The sequence below is a fragment of the Dactylosporangium sp. CA-233914 genome, from assembly GCF_050942935.1.
GTDB lineage: Bacteria > Actinomycetota > Actinomycetes > Mycobacteriales > Micromonosporaceae > Dactylosporangium.
The window spans coordinates 6,596,941-6,618,114 of the sequence record NZ_CP192030.1; the positions used below are offsets into that span (position 1 = coordinate 6,596,941).

18 protein-coding genes are annotated in these 21,174 nt (G+C 73.5%); 6 read left to right on the forward strand and 12 right to left on the reverse strand.

The window, feature by feature from the left end; genetic code table 11:
- Positions 1–10 precede the first annotated feature (10 nt).
- The 5 genes from ACQPY0_RS29555 to ACQPY0_RS29575 form a co-directional block, all read right to left on the reverse strand.
- Positions 11–2,143 (reverse strand): B12-binding domain-containing radical SAM protein, encoded by a 2,133-nt coding sequence (locus ACQPY0_RS29555; RefSeq protein WP_432967389.1) that lies wholly within the window; start codon positions 2,141–2,143, stop codon positions 11–13.
- Positions 2,143–3,444: a TfuA-like protein gene (locus ACQPY0_RS29560; RefSeq protein WP_432967392.1), complete on the reverse strand. Its 1,302-nt coding sequence runs from the start codon at positions 3,442–3,444 to the stop codon at positions 2,143–2,145. The genes ACQPY0_RS29555 and ACQPY0_RS29560 overlap by 1 nt, the downstream gene beginning before the upstream one ends.
- Positions 3,441–4,580 carry a YcaO-like family protein gene (locus tag ACQPY0_RS29565; RefSeq protein ID WP_432967395.1) on the reverse strand — a complete coding sequence of 380 codons (1,140 nt, stop codon included), beginning with the start codon at positions 4,578–4,580 and terminating at the stop codon, positions 3,441–3,443. The genes ACQPY0_RS29560 and ACQPY0_RS29565 overlap by 4 nt, the downstream gene beginning before the upstream one ends.
- Positions 4,581–4,648: 68 nt before the next feature.
- Entirely contained in the window at positions 4,649–5,017 is a 369-nt protein-coding gene (locus ACQPY0_RS29570) for a hypothetical protein (RefSeq protein ID WP_432967398.1), read from the reverse strand.
- A 132-nt stretch (positions 5,018–5,149) separates the two neighbouring features.
- On the reverse strand, positions 5,150–5,512 hold the full coding sequence (locus ACQPY0_RS29575) for a hypothetical protein (protein WP_432967401.1): 363 nt from the start codon (positions 5,510–5,512) through the stop codon (positions 5,150–5,152).
- Between the two features lie 272 nt (positions 5,513–5,784).
- Here ACQPY0_RS29575 and ACQPY0_RS29580 point away from each other — a divergent pair, with 272 nt between their 5' ends.
- The 6 genes from ACQPY0_RS29580 to ACQPY0_RS29605 all read left to right on the forward strand — a co-directional run bounded on the left by ACQPY0_RS29580 (position 5,785) and on the right by ACQPY0_RS29605 (position 11,211).
- Positions 5,785–6,510, forward strand: a complete 726-nt coding sequence (locus ACQPY0_RS29580) for a MerR family transcriptional regulator (RefSeq protein ID WP_432967404.1) — start codon at positions 5,785–5,787, stop codon at positions 6,508–6,510.
- Positions 6,511–6,637: 127 nt separating this feature from the next.
- Positions 6,638–6,910, forward strand: a complete 273-nt coding sequence (locus tag ACQPY0_RS29585; protein ID WP_432967406.1) for a hypothetical protein — start codon at positions 6,638–6,640, stop codon at positions 6,908–6,910.
- Positions 6,907–7,824: a hypothetical protein gene (locus ACQPY0_RS29590; protein ID WP_432967409.1), complete on the forward strand. Its 918-nt coding sequence runs from the start codon at positions 6,907–6,909 to the stop codon at positions 7,822–7,824. The genes ACQPY0_RS29585 and ACQPY0_RS29590 overlap by 4 nt, the downstream gene beginning before the upstream one ends.
- Positions 7,821–8,327, forward strand: coding sequence for a hypothetical protein (locus tag ACQPY0_RS29595; protein WP_432967412.1), 507 nt, complete (start codon positions 7,821–7,823; stop codon positions 8,325–8,327). Before ACQPY0_RS29590 ends, ACQPY0_RS29595 begins: the two co-directional genes overlap by 4 nt.
- Positions 8,328–8,343: 16 nt before the next feature.
- Positions 8,344–10,452 carry a hypothetical protein gene (locus ACQPY0_RS29600; protein ID WP_432967415.1) on the forward strand — a complete coding sequence of 703 codons (2,109 nt, stop codon included), beginning with the start codon at positions 8,344–8,346 and terminating at the stop codon, positions 10,450–10,452.
- A 66-nt stretch (positions 10,453–10,518) separates the two neighbouring features.
- A complete protein-coding gene (locus ACQPY0_RS29605) occupies positions 10,519–11,211 on the forward strand; it encodes a type 1 glutamine amidotransferase domain-containing protein (RefSeq protein WP_432967418.1) in 693 nt (230 codons plus the stop codon).
- A gap of 11 nt (positions 11,212–11,222) precedes the next feature.
- Here ACQPY0_RS29605 and ACQPY0_RS29610 read toward each other — a convergent pair whose 3' ends face one another.
- From ACQPY0_RS29610 to ACQPY0_RS29640, 7 genes are all read right to left on the reverse strand, one after another.
- Positions 11,223–11,408: a hypothetical protein gene (locus ACQPY0_RS29610; RefSeq protein WP_432967421.1), complete on the reverse strand. Its 186-nt coding sequence runs from the start codon at positions 11,406–11,408 to the stop codon at positions 11,223–11,225.
- Positions 11,409–11,417: 9 nt separating this feature from the next.
- Positions 11,418–12,488 (reverse strand): cyclophane-forming radical SAM peptide maturase AmcB, encoded by a 1,071-nt coding sequence (gene amcB / locus ACQPY0_RS29615; RefSeq protein ID WP_432995427.1) that lies wholly within the window; start codon positions 12,486–12,488, stop codon positions 11,418–11,420.
- A gap of 165 nt (positions 12,489–12,653) precedes the next feature.
- Positions 12,654–13,622 carry an aldo/keto reductase gene (locus ACQPY0_RS29620; RefSeq protein WP_432967424.1) on the reverse strand — a complete coding sequence of 323 codons (969 nt, stop codon included), beginning with the start codon at positions 13,620–13,622 and terminating at the stop codon, positions 12,654–12,656.
- A gap of 119 nt (positions 13,623–13,741) precedes the next feature.
- Complete coding sequence (locus tag ACQPY0_RS29625; RefSeq protein ID WP_432967427.1) at positions 13,742–16,723, reverse strand: ATP-binding cassette domain-containing protein; 2,982 nt, start codon at positions 16,721–16,723, stop codon at positions 13,742–13,744.
- A 29-nt stretch (positions 16,724–16,752) separates the two neighbouring features.
- On the reverse strand, positions 16,753–18,918 hold the full coding sequence (locus tag ACQPY0_RS29630; protein WP_432967430.1) for an NHLP family bacteriocin export ABC transporter peptidase/permease/ATPase subunit: 2,166 nt from the start codon (positions 18,916–18,918) through the stop codon (positions 16,753–16,755).
- Positions 18,915–19,721, reverse strand: a complete 807-nt coding sequence (locus ACQPY0_RS29635) for an HlyD family efflux transporter periplasmic adaptor subunit (RefSeq protein WP_432967433.1) — start codon at positions 19,719–19,721, stop codon at positions 18,915–18,917. Before ACQPY0_RS29635 ends, ACQPY0_RS29630 begins: the two co-directional genes overlap by 4 nt.
- Complete coding sequence (locus tag ACQPY0_RS29640; RefSeq protein ID WP_432967436.1) at positions 19,718–21,166, reverse strand: SagB/ThcOx family dehydrogenase; 1,449 nt, start codon at positions 21,164–21,166, stop codon at positions 19,718–19,720. Before ACQPY0_RS29640 ends, ACQPY0_RS29635 begins: the two co-directional genes overlap by 4 nt.
- Positions 21,167–21,174 lie beyond the last annotated feature (8 nt).

Consider the following 21,174-nt stretch of genomic DNA (forward strand, 5'->3'; position numbering starts at 1 on the left):
GTGTCGAGGTTCAGCGCGCCGGCTGGGGTTCCGCGGGCGCGGGGACGGGGGCGTGGCGGCGGATCAGGCGCAGGCGGACCAGGGTCTGCCAGGTGCGGCCGGTGTCCGCCGTGGCGAGGATCCAGGCCCGGGAGCGGGCTTCGGCCAGCGTCGTGGGCTCCGCGAACAGCTTCAGGTACAGCTTCGTCTTCGGCGGCAGCAGGAAGATCCGGCCGTCGTCGCGGCGGAAGGCCAGGCGGCCCGCGGGGATGCTCTGGCGCGGCACGCCGTAGAGGTCGCAGTACCGGCTCAGCACGGCCGGGTCCGGGTCGGGGATGAGGGTGCCGTTGACGACGAACGGGGTGTCCTCGTCGGTGGGCTGCAGCTCACGGTCGCGTTCGACGTGTTCGCGGACCGCGGTGCCGTAGCGGTCGTGGTAGAAGAACGTGTGCGGCGTGTCGACGGCGCCGAGCCACGGCCGGTCGTAGTGGCCGCGGTTGAGGCGCTTCTTGGCCTGGGCGACCTCCTCGCGGGCCGCCTCGGTGATCGGCTCGTCGTAGAGCAGCGCCGGGGCGACGTCGCCGCCGCGCGGGCGGCGCAGGTTGCTGATGCCGAAGCGATCCGGCTGCTTGGCGACGATCGCGCCCGGGGTGAGCACGAAGTCGCCGAGGCCGCCGAACGTCCACAGGTGGCGGTGCTCGAGCAGGAAGTCGATGCTGTCCATGGCCTCGTCCCGCGTCTCGGTCGGAAACCCGGTGAAGCCCATCATCTGTACCCCGATGCCGGCGCCCGTCATCGCGGTGATGGTCTGCTTGATGCGTTCGGGCCGGGTCCCCTTGTCGATGAGGTCCAGGATGCGCTGGTTGGCCGACTCGAACCCGACCGAGATGGCCGTGCAGCCGCTGCGTTTGAGCAGGGCGCAGCGCTCGTCCGACCAGTACTTCTCCAGCCTGATCTCCGCGCCCCAGCGGAAGTCCAGGCCGCGCTCGAGCACCTGCTCGGCGAAGCGCAGGATCGTCGCCGGGGCGAGCACGTCGACGGAGAAGTAGATGAACTTCGCGAACCGCGACAGCTCGGTGACGTCGCGGATCATGGTGTCCACAGTGTCCTGTCGCCACGGGCTCGTCGGGCCGTCGGTGTTGAGCCCGTAGTCGCAGAAGGTGCACTTGTTCCAGTAGCAGCCGCGGCTGGGGGAGTAGTACACGAACCGCTCCGGGCTGAGGTACTGATCCCAGGGCAGCCGGCTGAAGTCGGGCGTGGGGACGGTGGCGAGCTTCTCGTAGTGCAGCATCGGCAGGGGCCGCACCGCGCCGTACCGTGGATGCAGCCTGATGTTGGGGTGCGTCACCGGCAGCCGTCCGGCGCCGACGGCCTCCAGCAGCTCGACGTAGGCGGTCTCGCCCTCGCCGACGACGATCGCGTCCAGGGCGTCGAAGATCTGAAACACCATGCTGCGCTCGGCCGCGGCCTTCCACACGTCGGAGACCTCGGTGCCGCCGGCGACGAGGAACACGTCCGGCAGCCGGGTGCGGATGAGGTGGGCGAGCCACAGGGCGAAGGGCAGCTGCCACTGGTACGTGATGTTGATGCCGATGATGTCGTAGCCGCCGCGGGCGAGGCGGGGCAGCAGGACCGTCTCGTAGTACGACTGGTAGGGGCGGTTGAGCCGGCCCAGCAGCCCGGGATCGGTCAGCGCCCGCACCGACCCGACCGCCAGCGGCGGGGGCGCCTCGAGGTGGAAGCCCTCGCGGAACTGGCCGGGGAAGCCGGTCACCGACAGGCAGTTCATCCACGCGACCAGGCCGTCCACCGCCTCCTGGTAGTGGCCGTAGTCGTAGAAGCGCTCCGGGTCCCGCAGCGTGGCGACGGCGTCGCGCACGCGCTGGGGGTCCGGGTCGCCGACGCGCAGCAGGTGCGCGCCGACGAGGTCCTTGTCGAGGCGGTAGCCGCCGTACTCCAGATAGTCCCGCGGCGCGGCGAGCTCCTGGTCGAGCCAGGCGAGCCCGGCGGGGGAGTACGAGTGGTGGAACGCCTCGATGTTGACGTCGATGAGGTCGGCGGCGGGGTGGCCCTGCGCCCGCGCGTAGGAGTCGATGTAGGACAGCGAGTGGTAGCCGGACGTCGGGTCGGTGATCGGCGGGTACAGCAGGGCGACCTTGGTCATCACGGCTCCGTCCTCGGGAAACTGGGTGCGCCGAACATCCGCAGGCCGGCCACGAACCGCTCGGCGACGACCCGGAACTCCTCGAGGCTGCGCAGGCCCCGGTCCCAGACCGCCGGCTGCAGCCCGGCGGCGTCGACGCCCCACACCTTGGCGTAGGTGGCGTCGATGCGCTCGTCGGGGAAGCGCCGCCGGGTCTGGGGCACGTGCGGGTCGGGCCGCGGCAGCCGGGCGTTGACCAGCTCCGCGTCGGCGACGAACTCGGCGGCGATCCGCCGGTTGTCCTCGGTGTCCAGCGCCGCCGGCAGCAGGTGCCCGGCGATGGCCTGGTCGCCGACGGTACCGAAGCCGCGCGCGAGCACCCGCAGCAGCCGCTCGTCGGCGTCCAGGCCGGGCTCGGGCGACCACGCGTGGTCGAGGGTGCCGCGCTCCTGCGCCGCGGCGAGCGCGAGCCGTTCGACGGCCGGGTCGCTCGGGGCGACCCCGGCCAGGGCGGCGAGCGTGTCGCGGCGGTGCAGCGCGGGGTACTGCGGGTGCAGCAGCATCAGCGCGGTGATGATGTCGTGCTCGCTGACCCAGGCCGGGCCGACCTGCCGGCCGTTGCTGCGGACCTGCCAGGCGACGTAGAAGCTGGAGTGCACGTGCAGCGCCGGGTCGTCGGCGGCGCCGGGCGGCTGGATGGCCGGGGCGCTGCGCAGGAGCAGGCGGGCGTCGGCGGCCTTCGCGTCGCGCGGGTTCGCCGCGAGCCACTGCAGGAACCGCAGCCCCTCCGGCGTGCGGGCCGCGCGGATCGCGCGGTAGCTGCGGGACCGGAACGGCAGGCGCCGGGCGAAGTCCACGAGGGACTGCTCCTCGGCGGGCGAGATGACCCCGGCGGCGCCGGCGTCGCGCAGGGCGAGCCGGATGTTGACGAGGGGCTCGCTCAGCGCGCGGTAGCCCTCCTCGGCGGGGGCGTACGCCATCGCGACCTCGTCGTCGCCGTCGATGACGCCCTCGGCGTAGAGCCGGAAGACCTCACCGATGCCGCGCATGCCGAACCGCCACATCTCCGCGGCGCGCAGCGCCCCCATGCTGCTGCTGCCGGCGACCGCGCAGCCGCGCTCCAGCAGGGCCAGGATCTCGCGGTGGCGGACCGGGGCCGCCTGCATGAACAGGCCGTCGACGATGAAGACGCGGTCGCCGGCGACGGCCGGCAGGGCGAGCAGGTCGCCGTGCGCCACGGGCGGGCGGACGATCGCGCCGGGCAGCAGCGATTGGACGGTACCGGCGTCGAGCGAGGGCCCGACGAAGACGTAGTCGCTCATCGGCCCGGCCTCGTCACCTTGGAGTCCTGGAACATGCGCAGCCGCGGGGCGTACACCTTGCACACCGGCAGCCCGAGCGCCTCGTGGGTGAGGTCGACCGCGAACGGCTCGATGCCGGTGCGGGCGAACACCCGGGCGGCGTAGTCGGCGATGACCGCCTCGATGCTGGACGGCACCGGCGGCGCCGGGCGCAGCGGCCGCATCGGCCGGTCGAGGTGGACGGGCGGCCGGGCGAGCGGGTCGGCCTGCTCGTAGATCTGGGGATGCAGATCGTCGCGGGCGCCGGAGACGGCGGCCATCCGCGACTGCACGGCCTCGGCGAGGGCGCGGCCGAGCGCGATCTCGGGCTCGACGTGGCAGCCGAAGCCGCCGAAGATGAGCGGCAGGCTCGGCGACCACACGGTGGCGCCGTAGCAGGGCACGCCGAGGTCGTTGGTGACGTCGCAGACCTCGGTCCAGCAGCCGGCGGCCCGCAGGGCCTCGACGATGGCGACCGTACTGTCCACAGTGGCCTGCGCCGGGTCGGCGTACACCCGCCGCGCCGGATCCGTCTCGGTGTGCTCGGTGATGCACTCGCGCTCGATGAGCTCCTGCAGCCCGTGCAGGGTCGCCTCGGCGAGCGTGTTGCCGGCGGCGAGGCCGTTGCTGGTCGGGCGGAACAGCACCCGGGCCCAGTCCCGGCGGGCGGCGAAGTCCAGCCGGACGGTCTCCAGCGGCACCAGCACCGTGCGCCCGGTCAGCAGGCCGTGCCCGGCGACCCAGTGCAGCACGGTGCGGTCGGTCAGCGGCGAGTTCAGGGCGAGCTGCAGGTCGCGCACGTGGTACGGCACGTCGAGCTCCGCCGCCGCGCACCTGGCCACGACGGGCAGGCACGGGTTCTCGGCGTGCCACGCCTCGGCGCCCTCCATGACCGCGCTGACCTTCGACGGGGCGGGGGTGAGCCCGATGCCGAGGCTGACGGTCAGGGTGCGGCTGACGGGCCGGTACGCGGCGTGGGAGGGCAGGCCGATGTCGTCGAGGCCGGTGAGGTCCGCGACGCGGGTGACCCCGATCGCCGGCAGCAGCGGCCGGACGCGGTCCCAGGTCTCCTCGGCCGTGGTACTGCGGTACGTGTTGATGCCGCGCACGACGGTCATCCTCGGGTGCCCTCCTCCTCGTTGCTCAGCGGGCCGCCCTGGCTCGGGCGGCCCGCCACGGTCTCGCTTCAGTTGGTCTCGGCGAAGAGGCAGAGCGAGATGTTGTTGCTGACGTTGTTGTCGGCCACGGCGGCGGCCAGGTCCAGCTCGGCCTCGCTGAGCTCGGCGGTGTCGATGAGCGGGGTCTCCGGCACGACCAGCACGTGGTTGGTGGCGCCCTCGTCCCACTTGCTCATCACGTCGGTGCGGGTCGGCAGGTGCTCGAGCTGGCTGCGGTCGAGCACGACGACGTCGCCGGGGGCGACGGGCAGGCCGGCCTCGATGGCGTACGCGGTCGGGTCGGCGACGAGGCGGCGGTGCTCGTCCTCGTCGCGCCACACCTTCACGAGCAGGTCGACGTACTTGCGGGTGAACTCGGTGTGCTCGATGTCGGTCATCGGACCCTCTTTTCCTTTTCGAAAGCGCGGCGGGTTTGGTGGTTGCAGACGCTACGGGCATTGATTGACGTCGAACATGAACGGCAGCAGTCCCGGCCGTCGTGGATGTTTCACGGCCGCCGGATTACACGCTCACGTGCAACAGCAGGGGCAGCAGCAGGCGGTGCCGGGCTCCAGACCCGCGACGACGTTCTCCAGCTCGTGCTCGTCGATCTCGAACTCGCCCTCGGCCTCCAGGGCGGGCACGAACAGCACCATCTCGCCGAGGTCGGCAGCGCTGCGCCAGGCCTCGACCTGCGCCTCGAGGTCGGGCTCGGCGTCGCCGGCGTCGCGGCGCACGGTGACGGGCACGCCGTCGGGCACGGCGATGCCGTACTCGCCGAGCAGGCGGCGGGGATCGCGCTCGAGAAGGGCCTCGCGGGCCGGATCGGACCAGACCTCGACCACGAGGCGGCCGTAGGCGGCGATGAACACCGCCCGGTCTCCGGGATTCATGGGCTTCCTCCCTCAACGGGGACTGCGGAAGCCACATCGTGCGCCCGATCCGGGCTTTCCCGGCCGGGTTCTACCGAGCCGGGCAGCCCGCCCGCTATTCGCGGACGGATCGATGCAATCGATCTTGTAATTGAATTAAGTAACTTTAGCTTCCGCGAAACGCATTCGCCATAGCCGATGTCGTCAGACTTTTCCTGGACGAATCGGCGGATGCCCTGCCGGGACCCGGAAATTACGCTACGCATGCACCTGAGCACACTGGGAGGCGATGCATGACGGCCGAGAGTCCCCGCTACACGATCGAGGAGCTGGCCGCGAAGGTCGGCATGTCGCCCCGCAACATCCGCGCCCACCAGACCCGCGCCCTGCTCGGCCCGCCGATCCGCCGGGGCCGCACCGCGTACTACGACGACGGCCACGTCCGGCGCCTGGAGGCCATCAAGTCCTTACAGCGGCAGGGGTACAACCTCGTCGCCATCGAGGCGATCCTGGGGGTGCGCAGCCCGGAGCCGGTGGGCGAGGCCCTGGAGTCGCTGCTGCAGCGCCTCGGCCGCGAGCAGCCCGGCCTGGTCCACGCCCTGGCCCGCCACGGCGTGCTGGTGCGCGGCGAGGACGGCAGCGTGCAGATGGTCCGCGCGCGGCTCATGCGCTCCGTCCTGGGCCTGCACAAGGCCGGGGTGCACGCGGTGCCGTCGCTGCAGGTGCTCTCCGAGGTACTGGACCGGTTACGCCTGATCGCCGAGGACCTCGTACGGTCGACGGGCGAGCGCATCGTCAGTGCCACGCCCGCCCTGCGCCCCGGCCCGGCGGTCGACTGGGACGAGCTGGAGGTCAAGGCCGACGTCCTGGCCAGCAGCATGATCGGTCTGCTGACCGAGGCCTTCCGCGTCGCCCTGGAGAATTTCGGCCCGACGGCGATGCCGGAACTGCTGGCCGAGAGCGCGATCGGCGGCGCCCAGCTACGCCTGGCCGGCAGCGCCACCATCGACAACGGCTGAGTGCCCCTTTGCCCGCATGGTGCACAGCGCGGCGGTACCCCGCCCGAACCTCAGATGGCGCGAAAGCCGGAGTGGGCCGCCCGAGCGTCGGATGCCCGATGTTGCGCGGGCACCGGACAATGCGGTGGTGAACACGCGACGATGGGTGATCATCGGATCGGGTCTGGCGATCATGGTGGTGCTGACGGTGGTCGCGCTCGTGGTCGACGAGCATTGGGTCGAGGTCGCCAGCTGGCTGGCCGGCGTCGGCGGGTTCGTCGTCGCGGCCGTCACGCTCGCGGTGAGCTTCCGGCCGGCGTCACCGGCCGGCGCGACGCGTTCGGTGCGGGTGCGCGGCAGCAACTCCGGGATCATCTCCCTCGGTGATGGCACGACCAACACCCAGGGGCCGGCGCGTTGAGGGAACTGCGGGAGATCGCCGCGGATCTCGACCGGACCGCGGAGCGCCTCGGCGCGAGCGGGCGGCCGTTCAAGGATCTGGCGGGCGTGCTGGGCACCGGCGACGCGCGGGCGCTCGCGGGGGTCGACCTCGCCACGGCGTTCGGGCCCGAACAGCTGCTGCCGGACCGCGAGGGTGCCGCCGTCGGGTTCGTCGAGCTCCTCCGCGACATCGCGATCCTCGCGCCGCCCGCCTACACCGCGTGGCGGCTCGCCGAGGCTCTGCACGCCTGGTCCGGCTCCGGCGCGTCGGGCTCGTTCCTGGCCGGCTGGCAGCAGGGCTTCGGCCACACGGTCCCCACGCTCGGCGAGACCGGCCGCCCGGTCGCCCTCGCCGTGACCGTCGCGGCCGCGCTCACCGTCGCGGCCCGGGTCTTCCGCGACATGCGCGACGGCCGCGTGCGGCGCCACCGGGTCCGGCTGAGCCGCCTGATCAGCGAGGCGACGCTGGCCCTGGCCGTGCCGGCCGGAAACACCGCCCGGCTGACCCAGGCGGCGGCGACGCTGAAGGCGTCCCTGCGCTCCACCGTCGACTACTTCGCCGGCCTGACCGCCGCGGCGCGCGGCGGCGCCGACCCGGGGCTGCATCGCAACTCCGCCCGCCTGGCGTTCCGGCTGGGCCTGCTCGCCGATGACATCGTCGACGCCGCGCTGGCCGGGCAGGACGTCTGGGATCGGCTGGAGGAGTTCGACGAGCTGACCGGGCAGCTGTCCGGCCTGCTGAACCGAGCCGCGGACGACGAGTCCGGCGGCGGCCCGGCGGGCGCGGCGGCGCGGTTCGCCGACGCGGTGCGGGAGGTCGTGCCCCGGCCGCCCGCCGATGACGTCGTGCCCGCGCCGCGCGCAGACCTCGACCTCCGGGAGATCACGCGATGATGCCCCGCCGCGTCCGCCGCCGGGGCAGCGCGGTGCCGGCCGGCTGGCTCGCGGCCGACGTCGTGCTGGTGCTCGTCCTCGTCGCGCTCGCGAACTGGCCCGTACGACCCGCGAGCACCCCGGCGAGCGCGGCGACGCCCTCGGCCGTGCCCAGCAGCGTGGCGCCGGTCCCGCCGGGCATGGGCCCGCCGGTCGAGTTCCGCGTCGACGTCACGCCCGCGTCGCTGCGCAGCCGTTCCCAGGCCGCGTCCGCCCGCGGCGACGTGCTGACGAAGGTGCGCGCCGAGCTCGCCGGGCGCGGGCTGACCGGGAAGCAGGCCGGATTCGTCGAGGTCTTCGCCTCCGGCTCCAAGGACGAGATCGACGCCTGCGTGCAGTCGGCCGAGATCGTGCTGGAGGCGCTGCGCAGCGAGGAGCCGGCGACGTTCGGCCGCGCCGCCGGCGATGCCTACTGGGGCGGCCGCGGCGACGACCTGTCGTTCAAGATCTTCTTCTACAACTGACGCGGGAGGGTCGAGCATGTTCGGCAACGGCGGCCGCAACACCGTGCAGGTCTCCGGGGACAACGTCGGCATCATCTCGATGGGCGCGAGCACCACGAACAACCTGACCGTGCTGCCCAGGGAGGCGATGACGCCGGTCGCCGGCATCGCGGCACCCGGCCGCACGGTCAACCTGCCGGCGTTCCCGCGTGACCTGCTCGGGCGGGATGCCGAGTCGGCCCGGCTCGGCGGCGCGCCCGTCCAGGTCGTCCACGGTCTCGGCGGGGTAGGCAAGAGTGCCCTGGTCGCGCGGTACGCCGGCGACCACCTCGGCCGGTGCAACCCCGTGTGGTGGATCAACGCGGCGAGCCGGGCCGACGTCGATCTCGGGCTCGCCGGGCTCGCCGGCGCCCTGCAACCGGGCCTGGCCACCGCGATGCACACCGGGGCGCTCGCCGAGCGCGCGATCGCCTGGCTCGCCGCCCACTCCGGCTGGCTGCTCGTCCTCGACGACGTACGGTCGCGGCCGGACATCGCCGGCCTGCTGAACCGGCTCGGCGCCGCCGGCGGGCGCATCGTGATCACCAGCCGGTTCGACCTCGACTGGCGACAGATCGCGCCGTCGGTCATCCGGCTCGGCCCGCTCAGCGACGCCGCCGCGCAACAGCTGCTCACCCGCCGCCGGCCCGCGATGAACCGCGACGGTGCGACCGAGCTCTGCGCCGCGCTGGGCAACCTGCCGCTCGCCCTGGACCTGGCCGCGGCGTTCCTGGAGCGCGCGCCGTACAGCCCGCGGCAGTACCGGTCCCTCCTGGCCAACGGCGGCGGCGGGACCGTGAAGCCGATCGCGGCCGTCTGGCGGGCCACGCTGGACTCGCTCGACGATCCGCTGGCCGGCGAGATCCTGCGCATCTTCGCCTGGTACGCCGAGCACATCCCCTTCGGCCTGGTCGGCGACGCCACCGGCGACCCGCTGCCCGCCGCCGAGGCGATCGCCCGGCTCGTCGCCGCCAACCTCGTCGCGCTCAGCGACGACCGGACGACGGTCACGGTGAACCCGCTGCTGCAGTCCGTCGTACGGCACAGCGGAGCCGAGCGGGCGCGCGACCTGGCGGTCACGTGCCTGAGCCACGCGCTGCCTCGCTCGCAGGAGCCGTCGGCGTGGCCGAAGTGGCGTGACGTCCTGCCGCACGTCAACGCGCTGGCCGAGCGGGTCGAGCCGGCGCACGACACGGCCGAACTGGCCGATCTGCTCAACCCGGCCGGGCTCTACCTGCTCGCCCAGGGCGGCGAGGCCGGGGGAATGCTGCGCCGGGCCCGCGACGCGTACCGCAGAACCCGCGGCCGTGACCACGCCGACACCCTCGCCGCCGCCAACAACGTCGCCCTGGCCCACCACGCGGCGGGCGATCTCAGCACCGCGATCGGCCTGTACGAGGAGGTCGCCGCCCAGGCCGGGCGGGACCGGCTGGACCGCGCCGCGGTGGCCTGCGCCAACAACCTGGCCTGCGCGTACGAGGAAGCGGGCCGGCCCGGCGAGGTGATCCGCCGGCTGGAACACACCAGAGACCGCTGGATCGCCGCGCACGGCGCCGGTGACCACTACTCGCTCATCCTCACCACGAACCTCGCCAGCGCGTACCGCAGCAACGGCGAACCGGCCCGGGCCGCGACCCTGCTGCAGCACGTGCCGACCGGCACCGGCTGGTCGTCGGCCACCTTCGACGCCCTGCTCGAGCGGGCGAAGGCCCAGCTGGACAGCGGCGACCCAGCGGCCGCGATCGCGCTGCTGGAGCCGGCGCTCGGTGACGCCCGGCGGCGGATGGGCCGCGACCACCCGGTGGGCCTCGACGCGGAGCACACTCTCGGCGCGGCGTACCTCGCCCACGGCCGCGCGAACGACGGCATCCGGCTGCTGGAGTCCGTCCTGGCGCGCCGCACCGCGAGCCTCGGCCCCGCGGACCGGCGCACGCTGGACACCTGGCACATGCTCGGCGTGGCGCTGGCGAACACCGGATCCGCCGACCGCGCGATCCAGGTCCTGCAAGCGGCGGCGACGAGCGCCGCGGTGCACGGCCGGCAGGACCCCGACGCGGCACGGATTCGAGCCGACCTCGACGAGCTCCGCCGTCGCCGGGCCCGATGACCGGGCCCCGCGCGGTCATCCCCGGCGGATAAGGTGGCCCGGCGCGGCGGTGGCGATGCTGGGTTCATGGGCAAGGTCCTGTTCGTGCTCACCGGTGCCAGCTACTGGACGCTCAAGGACGGCACGCGGCATCCGACCGGGTACTGGGCCGAGGAGTTCGCGGCGCCGTACAGTGCGCTGTCCGAGGCCGGTCACCGGATCGTGGTGGCCACGCCCGGCGGGGTGGTCCCGCACGTCGACGTCATGAGCCTGCGGCCCTCGATGGCCGGCGGCGAGCAGGTCGCGCTGGAGCTGGAGGGGGTGCTGCGCGCCGCCGAGGAGCTGCGGCGGCCGATCGCGCTCGCCGGCGCCCGGCTCGAGGACTACGACGCCGTGTACTACCCCGGTGGCCACGGGCCGATGCAGGACCTGTGGGACGACGCCGACTCGGGGCGGCTGCTCACCGCCGCGCTCGCCTCCGGCAAGCCGCTCGCGATCGTGTGTCACGCGCCGGCCGCGATGCTGGCCACGCGGCGCGGCGGGGTGTCGCCGTTCGCCGGCTACCGGGTCACGGCGTACACCAACGACGAGGAGGACGCGGTCGGCCTGGCGGCGCGGGCGCGGTGGCTGCTCGAGGACGAGCTGGTCAACCTGGGCGTCGAGTTCACCCGCGGTGAGGTCTGGAAGCCGTACACCGTCGTGGACCGCAACCTCTACACCGGCCAGAATCCCGCGTCCGCCGCGCCGCTGGCCCGGGAGCTGCTCAAAGCCCTTGCGTAGGGCACCGACGGTCAGTTGCCCCAGTTGCCCCAGTTGTTCCAGTCGTTCCAGTTGTCCCACGGGGGTGGCGGCGGGGCGTTGCGCCAGTCGCCGAACGACGGGTCGGTGTATGCCTCCGCAGTGGCCGCGACCTCGGTGTCGAGCAGCTGCCGCAGCGTCGGCGAGGGCGAGGCGATGAGCTGTTCCAGGATTGTCACGTCGGCTCCCTAAGCGGTTGTTGACAGCTGGTGCAGCGCACCCACGATTGCCTGCTGGGTATTGACGCAGTATGCCGTCTCGGTGACGTCGAACGAGCCGTGCTCGAAATAGCGGTTGCCGGCCTGGGCGCCACCGCAGAAGTCGAAGAATTCGCAGCTCGCCGCGCAGGTCCGCAGCGCCCGTTCGAATTCGTCCACGTAGCGAACTTCGTGGGCCCGGCGAAGCATCTCCGGCAGCGTTTCCCGGATTACGTTGCCGACCACGAAGTTCTCATAGGCGGCGTCCTGGACGCCGGCCAGCTCCGGTGACAACAACACGGTGTCGCCGTTCCAGGCGACGGTGGGAATTGGTTCGTACTGCCGGTGCTCCACCGTCTTTGCGGTCCGGGCGATGCGCAGGTATGACAGCATTCGGTCGATCTCGCGGACCGGTAGTTTCGAGCCCGCGTTGCGGCGCCGGAACAGTGCCGCCCAGAAGTGCTCGGCCGCGGCGCGCGTGATGGACGGCTCGCGGCTGTTGGCGCCTTCGAACTCCTCCACGTTGAATCCGACGCTGGTGGCGCCGAGGTTCTCGAAGAAGTCCAGCAGTTCGCCGGCCCGGCCCACCGTCTCGGCGGTCACGACGGCGATGACCGCGAACGGCAGGTCGTGGCGTCTGAGCAGGTCGATGCCGCGCATGACCCGGCCGAAGGTCGGCCGTGCGGCCGAGTCCCGCCGGTGCGCGTTCGCCCACTCGGGGCCGTCGATGCTGACACCGATCGTGAATCCGTATCGGGCGAAGAGGTCGCACCACCCGGCGGAGATCAGTCCGGCGTTCGTCTGGACGGCGTGCCGAATCCGCCCGGCGGCCCGTAATGATTCGAACGGAGTGAGCAGTCGCTCGAATCGGTCTCTTCGCAGCGAAAGGGGCTCGCCGCCGTGCCATACCACGGTCACCTGGTCGCGGCACGCCTGCAACTCGACGCTTCGGGCCACGGCTTCCGCGACGGGAAGCGTCATTTCGAGTCGTTGATCACGAGTGGTGAGATAACAGTAGTCACAATTCCATGAGCAACGAGTCGTCGGCTGAACAACCACCATGCGGAACTGGCGGCCGACGCGCCGGTCACTGTCCACCACTGCAGGATGCGCTGGCCGCTGGGGATAGTCAATACTCCATCGCGCCGGCCGCCGAACTCAAAGAATGCCGAGAACGGCGTTCAATGGATATGTCCGAAACGGGCGACTGGGCACCGATCGGCTCCATCACGGCCGGGCGTACGGGTCGGCCCAGGGATAATGGTCGGCCGCGTCGAGGCGTTCCAGGTGGTCCGGGGCGAGCTTGAGCGCGACGCCGTCCAGCGCGCTGTCGAGCTGGTGGAGCCGGCTGCCGCCGAGCATCGGGCGGATGCCGCGGCTGAGCAGCCAGGCCAGGACCACCTGGCCGCGGGCGGCCCCGGTCTCGGCGGCCACCGCGTCCAGCGCGGCACGGCGGATCGTGTTGCCCGGGTGGTCGTACACCTCGGGGATGTCCTTGGCCGGGTTGTCGTAGGCGCCGGACAGCAGCGGCGTGTACGCCCACAGCTGCAGGCCGTGCTCCGCGGCGTAGTCGGCCTGCTCGTCGCTGAGCACGCCGAAACGGTGCACCACGCCCGGCGGGAGCGTGCCCGGGCGCGGGCGCAGGTAGGTGGCGTTGAGCTGCAGCGCGTCGAACGGCGGCGCGCCGATCGCCCGGGCGTGGGCGCGGCCCCGCTCGACCAGCCAGGCCGGGTGGTTGGAGACGCCGAACCGGTCGGCGGCCAGCCCGGCGAGCGCCTCGACGGTGTCCTCGATCGGCACCGACCGGTCCTCCTGGTGCAGCCACAGCCGGTCGACCCGGTCGATCCCGAGCCGGTCGAGGCTGCCGGCGAAGGCTGCCCGTACGGCATCCGGCCTGAGCCCTTGCCGGCGCTGCGGCCACGACCCGGGCTCGATCGGCTCGGCGCCGAGCTTCGTGGCGATCCGCACCCGGTCCCGCACACCGGGCCGGGCGGCGAGCCAGCGGCCGAGCACCCGCTCGCTGGCGCCGCCGCGGCCGGTGCCGGCGGCCCAGAAGGCGTAGCAGTCGGCGGTGTCGATCCACGCGCCGCCGCGTTCGACGAACCGGTCGAGCAGGGCGAAGGACGTGTCCTCGTCGACGGTGGTGCCGAACATCATCGCCCCGAGCACGAGCGGGGACTGGGTCGCTTCGGTCATGCGTCCTCCGCTTCGCTCCGGCCGCACGACCTCCTGGCTGAGCCCATGATGACCGGCCTCCTCCGCTTCGCTCCGGAACCGGTCATGATTCGACCCTGGCACCTGGAGCGCGCTCCAGGTCAAGCGCCGCGGGGGCCGAGGACCTCCTTGGGGGTTCGGTGCACCTCGTCGCCGTCGGCGGTGTGCTCCGGAGCCACCAGCAGCTGGCGGCGGGCCAGCTTGTGGAACAGCCCGTCCCGGTCGGCCATCAGCTCCGGGTAGGTGCCCTGCTGCACCACCGTGCCCTTGTCCATCACCACGATGCGGTCCGCGTTCATGACCGTGGACAGGCGGTGGGCGATGATGACCCGGGACGCCGCCAGGGCCCGGGTGCTCTGGGTGACGATCTCCTGGGTCCGGTTGTCCAGCGCGCTCGTCGCCTCGTCGAAGAACAGCATCCGCGGCCGGTGGACCAGGGCCCGGGCGATGAGGACCCGCTGGCGCTGCCCCACCGACAGGGTGCCGCCGCCGAAGGGGACGTTCGTGCCCATGCCCATCGGGAAGCTCGCGATGTCACCGTCGAGACCGGCCATGCGGGCCGCCTCCCACAGCCGCTCCAGGGGGTAGGTGCCGGCGCCGGCGATGTTCTCGCGGAGGCTGCCCGCGAACAGCATGCCGTCCTGCAGCACCACCCCGCACTGGCGGCGGACGGCCTGCACGTCGAGCTCGGCGAGGTCCTGCCCGTCGTACAGCACCGCCCCCGTCGTCGGCCGTTCGAAGCCCAGCAGCAGGCGCAGCAGCGTGGACTTGCCGCAGCCGCTGGGCCCGACGATCGCCACGAACTCGCCGGGGCGGACCAGCAGGGAGACGCCGGACAGGACCGGGGGCTCGTCGGGCTGGTAGGAGAACGTCACGTCGTTGATGTGGATCTCGCCGCACAGGTCGCCGGGGTCGACGCGGTCCGGCAGGCGCTCCGGGTCCGCCTCCAGCACGGGGGCGAGCACCTCCAGGCGGGGCAGCGCAGCCAGGAGTTCGACGCTGCCGGCGACCACGACGAGTACGGCCCCCAGCAGCAGCGTGTAGGCGACGTTGACGGAGTAGAAGCGCTCGGGGGTGATCCGGCCCGCCAGCGGGCCGGCCAGCATCGCGAACAGCGCCAGCTGGCCGGCGATCGGCAGCACCGTCGCCACGGCGACCAGGACGCTCTGCACGTCGCGGACGCGGTTGAGGTCGGCGCGGGCGGCGGCGTGGGTCTGCGCCCAGCGGCTGAAGGCGCGGTCCTCGGCACGGGCGAGCTTGATCTTGGTGATGCCGCCGAGGAGCTGGTTCGTCAGGGCCGCGGCGCGGTGCTCGGCGGGCAGGGCGCGACGCTGCCGGCGCACGATCAGGGCGCCGAAGACCCACACGAGCCCGCCGGCCACGGCGATCACGGCGAGGCCGGCGAGGCCCAGCGGCACGCTGATGCAGAAGATGAAGACCAGCTCCGCGACCACGCTGAGCACGGCGGTGACGGCCTGGGCGAGCAGGCCCGACAGCGCCTGGCGGATGAAGGAGATGCCGAGCACGGCGTTGGCGAGCTCGCCACTGCTGGTGGAGCGGAAGAACCGCACCGGCAGGCGCATGAGCCGGTCCCACAGCACCAGCTGGGTGCCGATCTCGGCGCGGCCCTCCAGCCGCAGCATGCGCAGGCCCTGGCTGACGCCGACCAGGCCGGCCACGACCGCCGAGCAGACCAGCAGCGAGGCGAGGCCGAGGATGCCGCCGGTACCGCCGGTGTCGCTCACCGACGAGAGCACCCGCCCGACGACGAGCGGCGTGGCCAGGCCCAGGCCGGCGACGACGAGGCCGACGGCGAGCAGGCCACGCAGGTCGCGCCCGCCCCCGCCGAGGCCCAGCCGCAGCGCGTCGCCCATCGTGGCCCGGCGCGGCAGCGGCGCCTGGACCTGGGTCGCGGTCGCCTCGAACGCGGCCGCGATGGAGGCGGTGAGGGCGGTGGTGGTGCGGGTCTGCGGCTCGACCTCGTGGTACACGCCGGCGATGCACCGCAGCGCGACCGCCGACCCGCCCCGCCAGGCGACGAGGGGGCCCAGGTCGTGGCGCCACCAGTCCTTGGGCAGCTTCACCGGGCGCAGGTGCAGCGCGGAGCTGCGGGCGACGGCCTGCAGCGCCTCGCCGTCGTCGGCGGGCGGGTTGCGGCGGTCGGCGGGTTCGAGCACGGCGACGTCGTCGTGCGGCACGACGGCCTCGAGGATCTCGGCGGCCCGGCGGTAGCGGGCGAAGCGGTACTCCTGCTCGTCGTCGGGCACCCTCGCACCGCCGCCGACGACCCGCAGGGCGGTGCGGGCCGCGCCGCGCAGGGCGGCCGCGTTGACCCGCTTGCGCTCGCCGATGCCGCCGACGAACCGGATCGCGATCCGCTCGACGCGGTCCTCGATGACGCCGACGAGCCGGCGCACGTGGGCGTCGAGGGCGGGGCGCAGCGCCCCGGCGGCCAGCAGCTGCCAGGTGGAGGAGTCGGCGACCCGGCACGCGCCGTCGGCGACGACCCAGTCGCGGCCGGCGAGCGGGGCGAGCTCGCCGTCGCCGATCGTGCCGGCGGTGCCGCCGTTGTGGCTCAGGCTCGCGCCGGTGGGGCGGATCCACCGCACGTCGGTGTTGGTGGTGAGCGCGTCACCGGCGGCCAGCGCCCGCTCCTTGCCGGGCTGGACGGTGAGCGCGGCGCGCGGGGTACGGCCCTCGCGGACGGCGTCGGCGAGGGCGAGCAGGGTGGCGTCGACGGCGGCGGCGAGCGCGCGGGCGGCCTTGACCGTGGCCGGGTCGGCGGCGGAGCGCTCGGCGAGGGCGAGACGCTCGGCGGTGAGGTGGCGGACCTCGGTGCCGGGCAGCGGTACCAGCAGCAGGCGCCACTGCCCCGTGAGACCGGTGCTCGGCACGAGCGCGTGGCGGGGCAGCCGGGCCACGAAGTGCCGCCGGGACGGGGCCCCGTCGGCCCGCTCCCGCACGGCGAAGAGGTCGGCGGGGCCGTCGAGCAGCAGCGCCGGGTGCGCCCCGCCCAGCGTGACGACGCGCCCGGACGACGGCTCGCCGAAGCCGAACAGCCGGTCCCAGTCACCGTCCAACATGGACAACCCCTTTGGTCACTGCTCACTGCTCACTGGTCGCGGACGAGGGACGCGTAGACGCCGTCGGCGGCCATCAGCTCCTCGTGGGTGCCACGCTCGACCTCGCCGCCGCGGTCGAGCACGACGATGAGGTCGGCGTCGCGGATGGTCGAGAGCCGGTGCGCGACGACGAGGCAGGTGGCGCCGCGGCGGCGCAGGTTGTGGTCGATGAGCCGCTCGGTCTCGGCGTCCAGGGCGCTGGTGGCCTCGTCGAGGATGAGCACGCTGGGCTGGCGTACCAGGGCCCGGGCGATCTCCAGGCGCTGGCGCTGCCCGCCGGAGAAGTTCTTGCCGCCCTCCGCGACCCGGCTGGCCAGGCCCCCGGGGCGGCCGGCGACCTCGGCGTAGATGCCGGCGTCGCTCAGCGCCTCGATGACGACCTCGTCGGGCACGGTCGGGTCCCACAGGGTGACGTTGTCCCGCACGGTCCCCTCGAACAGCAGCTGATCCTGGTCGACGAGCGCGACCGTGGCCGCCCACAGGTCCGGGTCGATCCCGTCGCGCACCCGCCCGTCGATGGTGATCTCGCCCGACCAGGGCCGGTAGAGCCCGGCGACGAGCCGCCCGACGGTCGACTTGCCGCTGCCGGAGCCGCCGACGAGCGCGACCCGGGCGCCGGGCGGCACGTCGAGCTCGAAGTGCTCCAGCAGCGGTTTGGTCAGGGGGTTGTACCCGAACGTGACGCTGCGCACCCGCAGGTGCCCCTCCATCGGCGCGAACCCGCCCCGCAGCGGCACGGTGTCCGGCAGCGGGTAGTTCTCCACGTCCCGCAGCCGGCTCAGGTCGGCGCTCATGTCCTGCAGCTGGGAGCCGAGCGCGGTGAGGCTCGCGACCGGGCGGTTCATGAGGGCGATCAGCCCCTGCATGGCCAGCAGGATGCCGACGGAGATGCTGCCGGCCAGCACCCGGTAGCTGCCGACGCCGAGCAGCACCGCGGTGTTGGCGGCGGCGAGCACGGCCGGGACGACGGCGAGCGCGGCGGTGGGCACGCCGAGGCGCTGCTGGCTGGTGATGACGGCGGCGGCGCGGGAGGCGAAGCGCTGGAAGCCCTTCTGCTCCTCGCCGGCCGCCTTCAGCGACTCGATCATCTGGATCGTGGTGTAGACGGTGCCGAAGAGCTTGCCGCGGTCGGCGACCAGCCCCGCCACGGCGCTGGTGCGCTGGGCGGAGACGTAGCGCAGCACCGCCATGTTCGCGCCGGAGAACGCCACGGCGCACAGGCCGAGCAGCAGGTCGTACCGGCACAGCAGCACCCCGTAGGTGACCAGCAGCAGCAGGTCCACGACGGTGATGGCGACCCGCCGGGTCAGCAGCGCGGCGACGGTGTCGTTGCTGCGGACCCGGTTGGTGAGGTCGGCCGCCTGCCGCTGGTCGAAGAACGACAGCGGCAGCCGCAGCAGGTGCCGCATGAACCGCGCGGCGCTGCCCAGCGCGACCGCGGCCTCGGCCCGCACCAGCAGGCGCTGCTGCAGCAGCCCGGCGAGCATCGTCATCACGACGGCGACCGCCATCGCCGCGACGAGCCCGGCCAGTGCCCCGTGGCCGTCGCCGAGCAGGACCCGGTCGACGAAGACCGACGTCATCACGGGCATGGTGAGGCCGACGAGGGCGATGACCACGCCGAGCAGCATCGTCTGCGGCACGATCGAGCCGAGGTTGTGCCAGCGGGCGGCCAGCGCCCGCATCACGCGGTACCGGGTGCCGCCCTTGCGGAAGTCGGGGCCGGGCCGCAGCGTCAGCGCGACCCCGGTGTACGAGCCGTCGAAGTCCTCCCAGCTCGTCGTGCGCGGCCCGGTCGCCGGGTCGTTGAGGTGGACCCGGCGGCCGAAGCCCTCCAGGACCAGGAAGTGCGCGAAGCGCCAGAACAGGATGACCGGCAGGTCGGTCTTGGCCAGCGCCCCGACGTCCATCTGGAAGCCCTTGGCCGTAAGCCCGTAGGTGCGGGCCGCCTTGAGCACGCTGACCGCGGTCGACCCGTCCCGGCTCACGCCGCAGGTCTGGCGCAGCTCCTCCAGGGGCACGTGCCGGCCGAAGTGGGCCAGCACGATGCCCAGCGACGCGGCGCCGCACTCCACCGCCTCCATCTGGATGACGGTGGGCGTGCGCACGCGGCGGGTCTTGGGCCGCAGCGGCGGGGTCGCGGTCGCGGCGCTCATCCGACGAGCCAGGTGATCGGGTGCTCACGCGCGATGGTGAACACGGCCTCGATCTGGCTGGTGGAGTTGAGCTGGAAGGGCGGCGAGGCCTTGGTCCAGTGCAGGCCGCTGGGGGACGCCGGGTCGGTCCTGAGCGGTACCACGACCCGCACGACGGCCCCGCCGGCGAGCAGCGCCTGCACGTCGGGCCCGTTGCCGAGGAACGCCCGCAGCGACTCCGGGGTCTCGGGGAACGCCCCGACGGAGGTGACGACCCCGAGCATCGTGCCGAAGACGGTCGACGGGGCCGCGGCGGCGGTGACGGCGACGGTGTTGCCGACCCGCAGCAGCGGCGCGGAGCTGGCCGGGACGAACACGACCGCCTGCAGCGCGTCGCCGGGGGCGTCGAGGCGCTCCATCTCGGCGACCCGGGTGCCGGGCTGGACCAGCTGGCCCTCGTTGATGGCGAGGCTGACGACGTAGGCGTCCCACGGCGCCCCGACCGTGTCGACGGTGCCGTCGGCGCGCTGGGCGCTGTAGATCGGCGTGCCCTTGGCGATGCGGACGTTCGCGGCCGTCCACACCTTCACGATCTGCCCGCTGGCGGTGGCATCCAGGCCGGAGACGCCGTTGGAGTGCACCAGCACGCCGGCGGCGCGCACGGTGCGGGCGACGGTGCCGTACACGCCCCACGCCCCGGTCGCCGCGATCGTGAGCAGCAGCGCGGCGGTGAGCAGCCAGCCCGGCACCGTGGCCAGCCGGACCACGTCGTCGAGCTCCTCGGGCGCCTCGAGCTGGCGCAGCGCCTGGCGCCGGAACATCATGCGGCGGCCCTCGATCCGAGCAGGAAGTCGGCGACGCTCGGCTCGACCAGCGGGTCGAGGCCGGACAGCGCGGCGAACGCGGCCGAGTCGCCGGCGCCCAGCGCGCACGGCGCCAGGCCCATCGCGGCGGCGACGAGGTACATCAGCTCCGTCATGAGCCCGCAGTTCTTGAGGATCATCGCGTACCCGAGCCCTTCGTACTTCCACATGAGCCGCTGCACCCGCGCGGTCACCACCAGCAGCACCTGCGGCGGGCGGGTCAGCGAGGCGGCGGCGCCGGCGTAGCCGAGCAGCCGGTCGGCGACCGCGTCGTGCGGGGCGAGCCGCTCCAGGCGGTGCTCGACGCTGTCGTAGTGGTACAGCCCGGCGGCCAGCCCCGCGCAGGCGGTCACCATCGGGTACACCTCCAGCTCGCACAGCCCGCCGCCGCTGGGGTAGGGCCGGCGCCCCACCTCGTGGCCGTCGATCGTGCGGATGTCGGTGGTGTGCTGCACGCGGTACAGGAACTCCCCCAGCTGCGCCAGGGTGATCGGCCGCGCGTCGTCGTGCTCGCGGATCGTGCGCCGTTCGGCGAGCACCGCCGCGAACGACGGCCCGGGGTCGACCGGGGGCGCCGGCGCCGGCAGCGGCACGCTCGGGCGGCCGGGGAACGAGGCGTGCAGCGGCGCGGCCGGGAACCGGTCCGCGAAGCGGTAGGTGCCGCCGATCGGCAGCGCGTGCCGCCCGGCCCGGGACCGCCCGTGCACCCCGAGGTCCTCGGCGGACCACAAAGCCTGCGGCGGCTGCGCGGTCTCCGCGTGCTGGTCGGCGGCGGCGACGACGATCCGCGCGGTGAGCAGCTCGTCGAGGAGCCTTCCGGCGGCGGTCTCGTCGACCCCGGCGGCCGCGGCGAACGCGGTGGCGTCGCAACCGTCGGCGGCCGCGGCGGCGACGAGCGCGCCGAGGACGCGCGGGTCGGGCAGCCCGACGACGAGCGTCGACAGTGGAGAGTGGGCGACCATCCGGCCGTCCTCGGCGCGCAGGGCCACGAACCGCGACATCCGGTACGCGCACCCGGGCCGGTGCCGCAGCTCCGGCTCGGCGCCCGCCTGCCCGAGCCCCTTCGGCATGACCTCCAGCAGCGGCCGGTCCGGCAGCGACAGCCGCCGGTCGAGCCAGCAGTGCATGACGAGCCGGCGCAGCAGCACCTGCGCCCGCATGATCTGCGCCTCGCCCTCGATCTCCGACACGAGCCGGTTGGCGTCGAGATGGCTGACCCAGTGCTCGGCCAGGCGCAGCATGAGCGCCCGCCGCCCGACCCCGGGGCTGGCCATCACCAGCTCGAACCGGCTCTGCCGCAGGGTTAGCCCGCCACCGTCCGACGTGGACAGTGTCGCGTCCCGGCGCAGGCGCAGCGCCTCGACGAGGCCGGTCTGCCGCTTCACGGGTGCCTGTGCCAGTACCATCGCCGATC

Excerpts from the sequence above, each read along its gene's own strand:
- ACQPY0_RS29570 (WP_432967398.1), bottom strand. The coding sequence starts at position 5,017 with ATGACCGACATCGAGCACACCGAGTTCACCCGCAAGTACGTCGACCTG.
- ACQPY0_RS29575 (WP_432967401.1), bottom strand. The coding sequence starts at position 5,512 with ATGAATCCCGGAGACCGGGCGGTGTTCATCGCCGCCTACGGCCGCCTC.
- ACQPY0_RS29600 (WP_432967415.1), top strand. The coding sequence starts at position 8,344 with ATGTTCGGCAACGGCGGCCGCAACACCGTGCAGGTCTCCGGGGACAAC.
- ACQPY0_RS29595 (WP_432967412.1), top strand. The coding sequence starts at position 7,821 with ATGATGCCCCGCCGCGTCCGCCGCCGGGGCAGCGCGGTGCCGGCCGGC.
- ACQPY0_RS29640 (WP_432967436.1), bottom strand. The coding sequence starts at position 21,166 with ATGGTACTGGCACAGGCACCCGTGAAGCGGCAGACCGGCCTCGTCGAG.
- ACQPY0_RS29605 (WP_432967418.1), top strand. The coding sequence starts at position 10,519 with ATGGGCAAGGTCCTGTTCGTGCTCACCGGTGCCAGCTACTGGACGCTC.
- ACQPY0_RS29620 (WP_432967424.1), bottom strand. The coding sequence starts at position 13,622 with ATGACCGAAGCGACCCAGTCCCCGCTCGTGCTCGGGGCGATGATGTTC.
- ACQPY0_RS29555 (WP_432967389.1), bottom strand. The coding sequence starts at position 2,143 with ATGACCAAGGTCGCCCTGCTGTACCCGCCGATCACCGACCCGACGTCC.
- ACQPY0_RS29635 (WP_432967433.1), bottom strand. The coding sequence starts at position 19,721 with ATGATGTTCCGGCGCCAGGCGCTGCGCCAGCTCGAGGCGCCCGAGGAG.
- ACQPY0_RS29625 (WP_432967427.1), bottom strand. The coding sequence starts at position 16,723 with ATGTTGGACGGTGACTGGGACCGGCTGTTCGGCTTCGGCGAGCCGTCG.
- ACQPY0_RS29630 (WP_432967430.1), bottom strand. The coding sequence starts at position 18,918 with ATGAGCGCCGCGACCGCGACCCCGCCGCTGCGGCCCAAGACCCGCCGC.
- ACQPY0_RS29580 (WP_432967404.1), top strand. The coding sequence starts at position 5,785 with ATGACGGCCGAGAGTCCCCGCTACACGATCGAGGAGCTGGCCGCGAAG.
- amcB (WP_432995427.1), bottom strand. The coding sequence starts at position 12,488 with ATGGTGGTTGTTCAGCCGACGACTCGTTGCTCATGGAATTGTGACTAC.
- ACQPY0_RS29565 (WP_432967395.1), bottom strand. The coding sequence starts at position 4,580 with ATGACCGTCGTGCGCGGCATCAACACGTACCGCAGTACCACGGCCGAG.
- ACQPY0_RS29560 (WP_432967392.1), bottom strand. The coding sequence starts at position 3,444 with ATGAGCGACTACGTCTTCGTCGGGCCCTCGCTCGACGCCGGTACCGTC.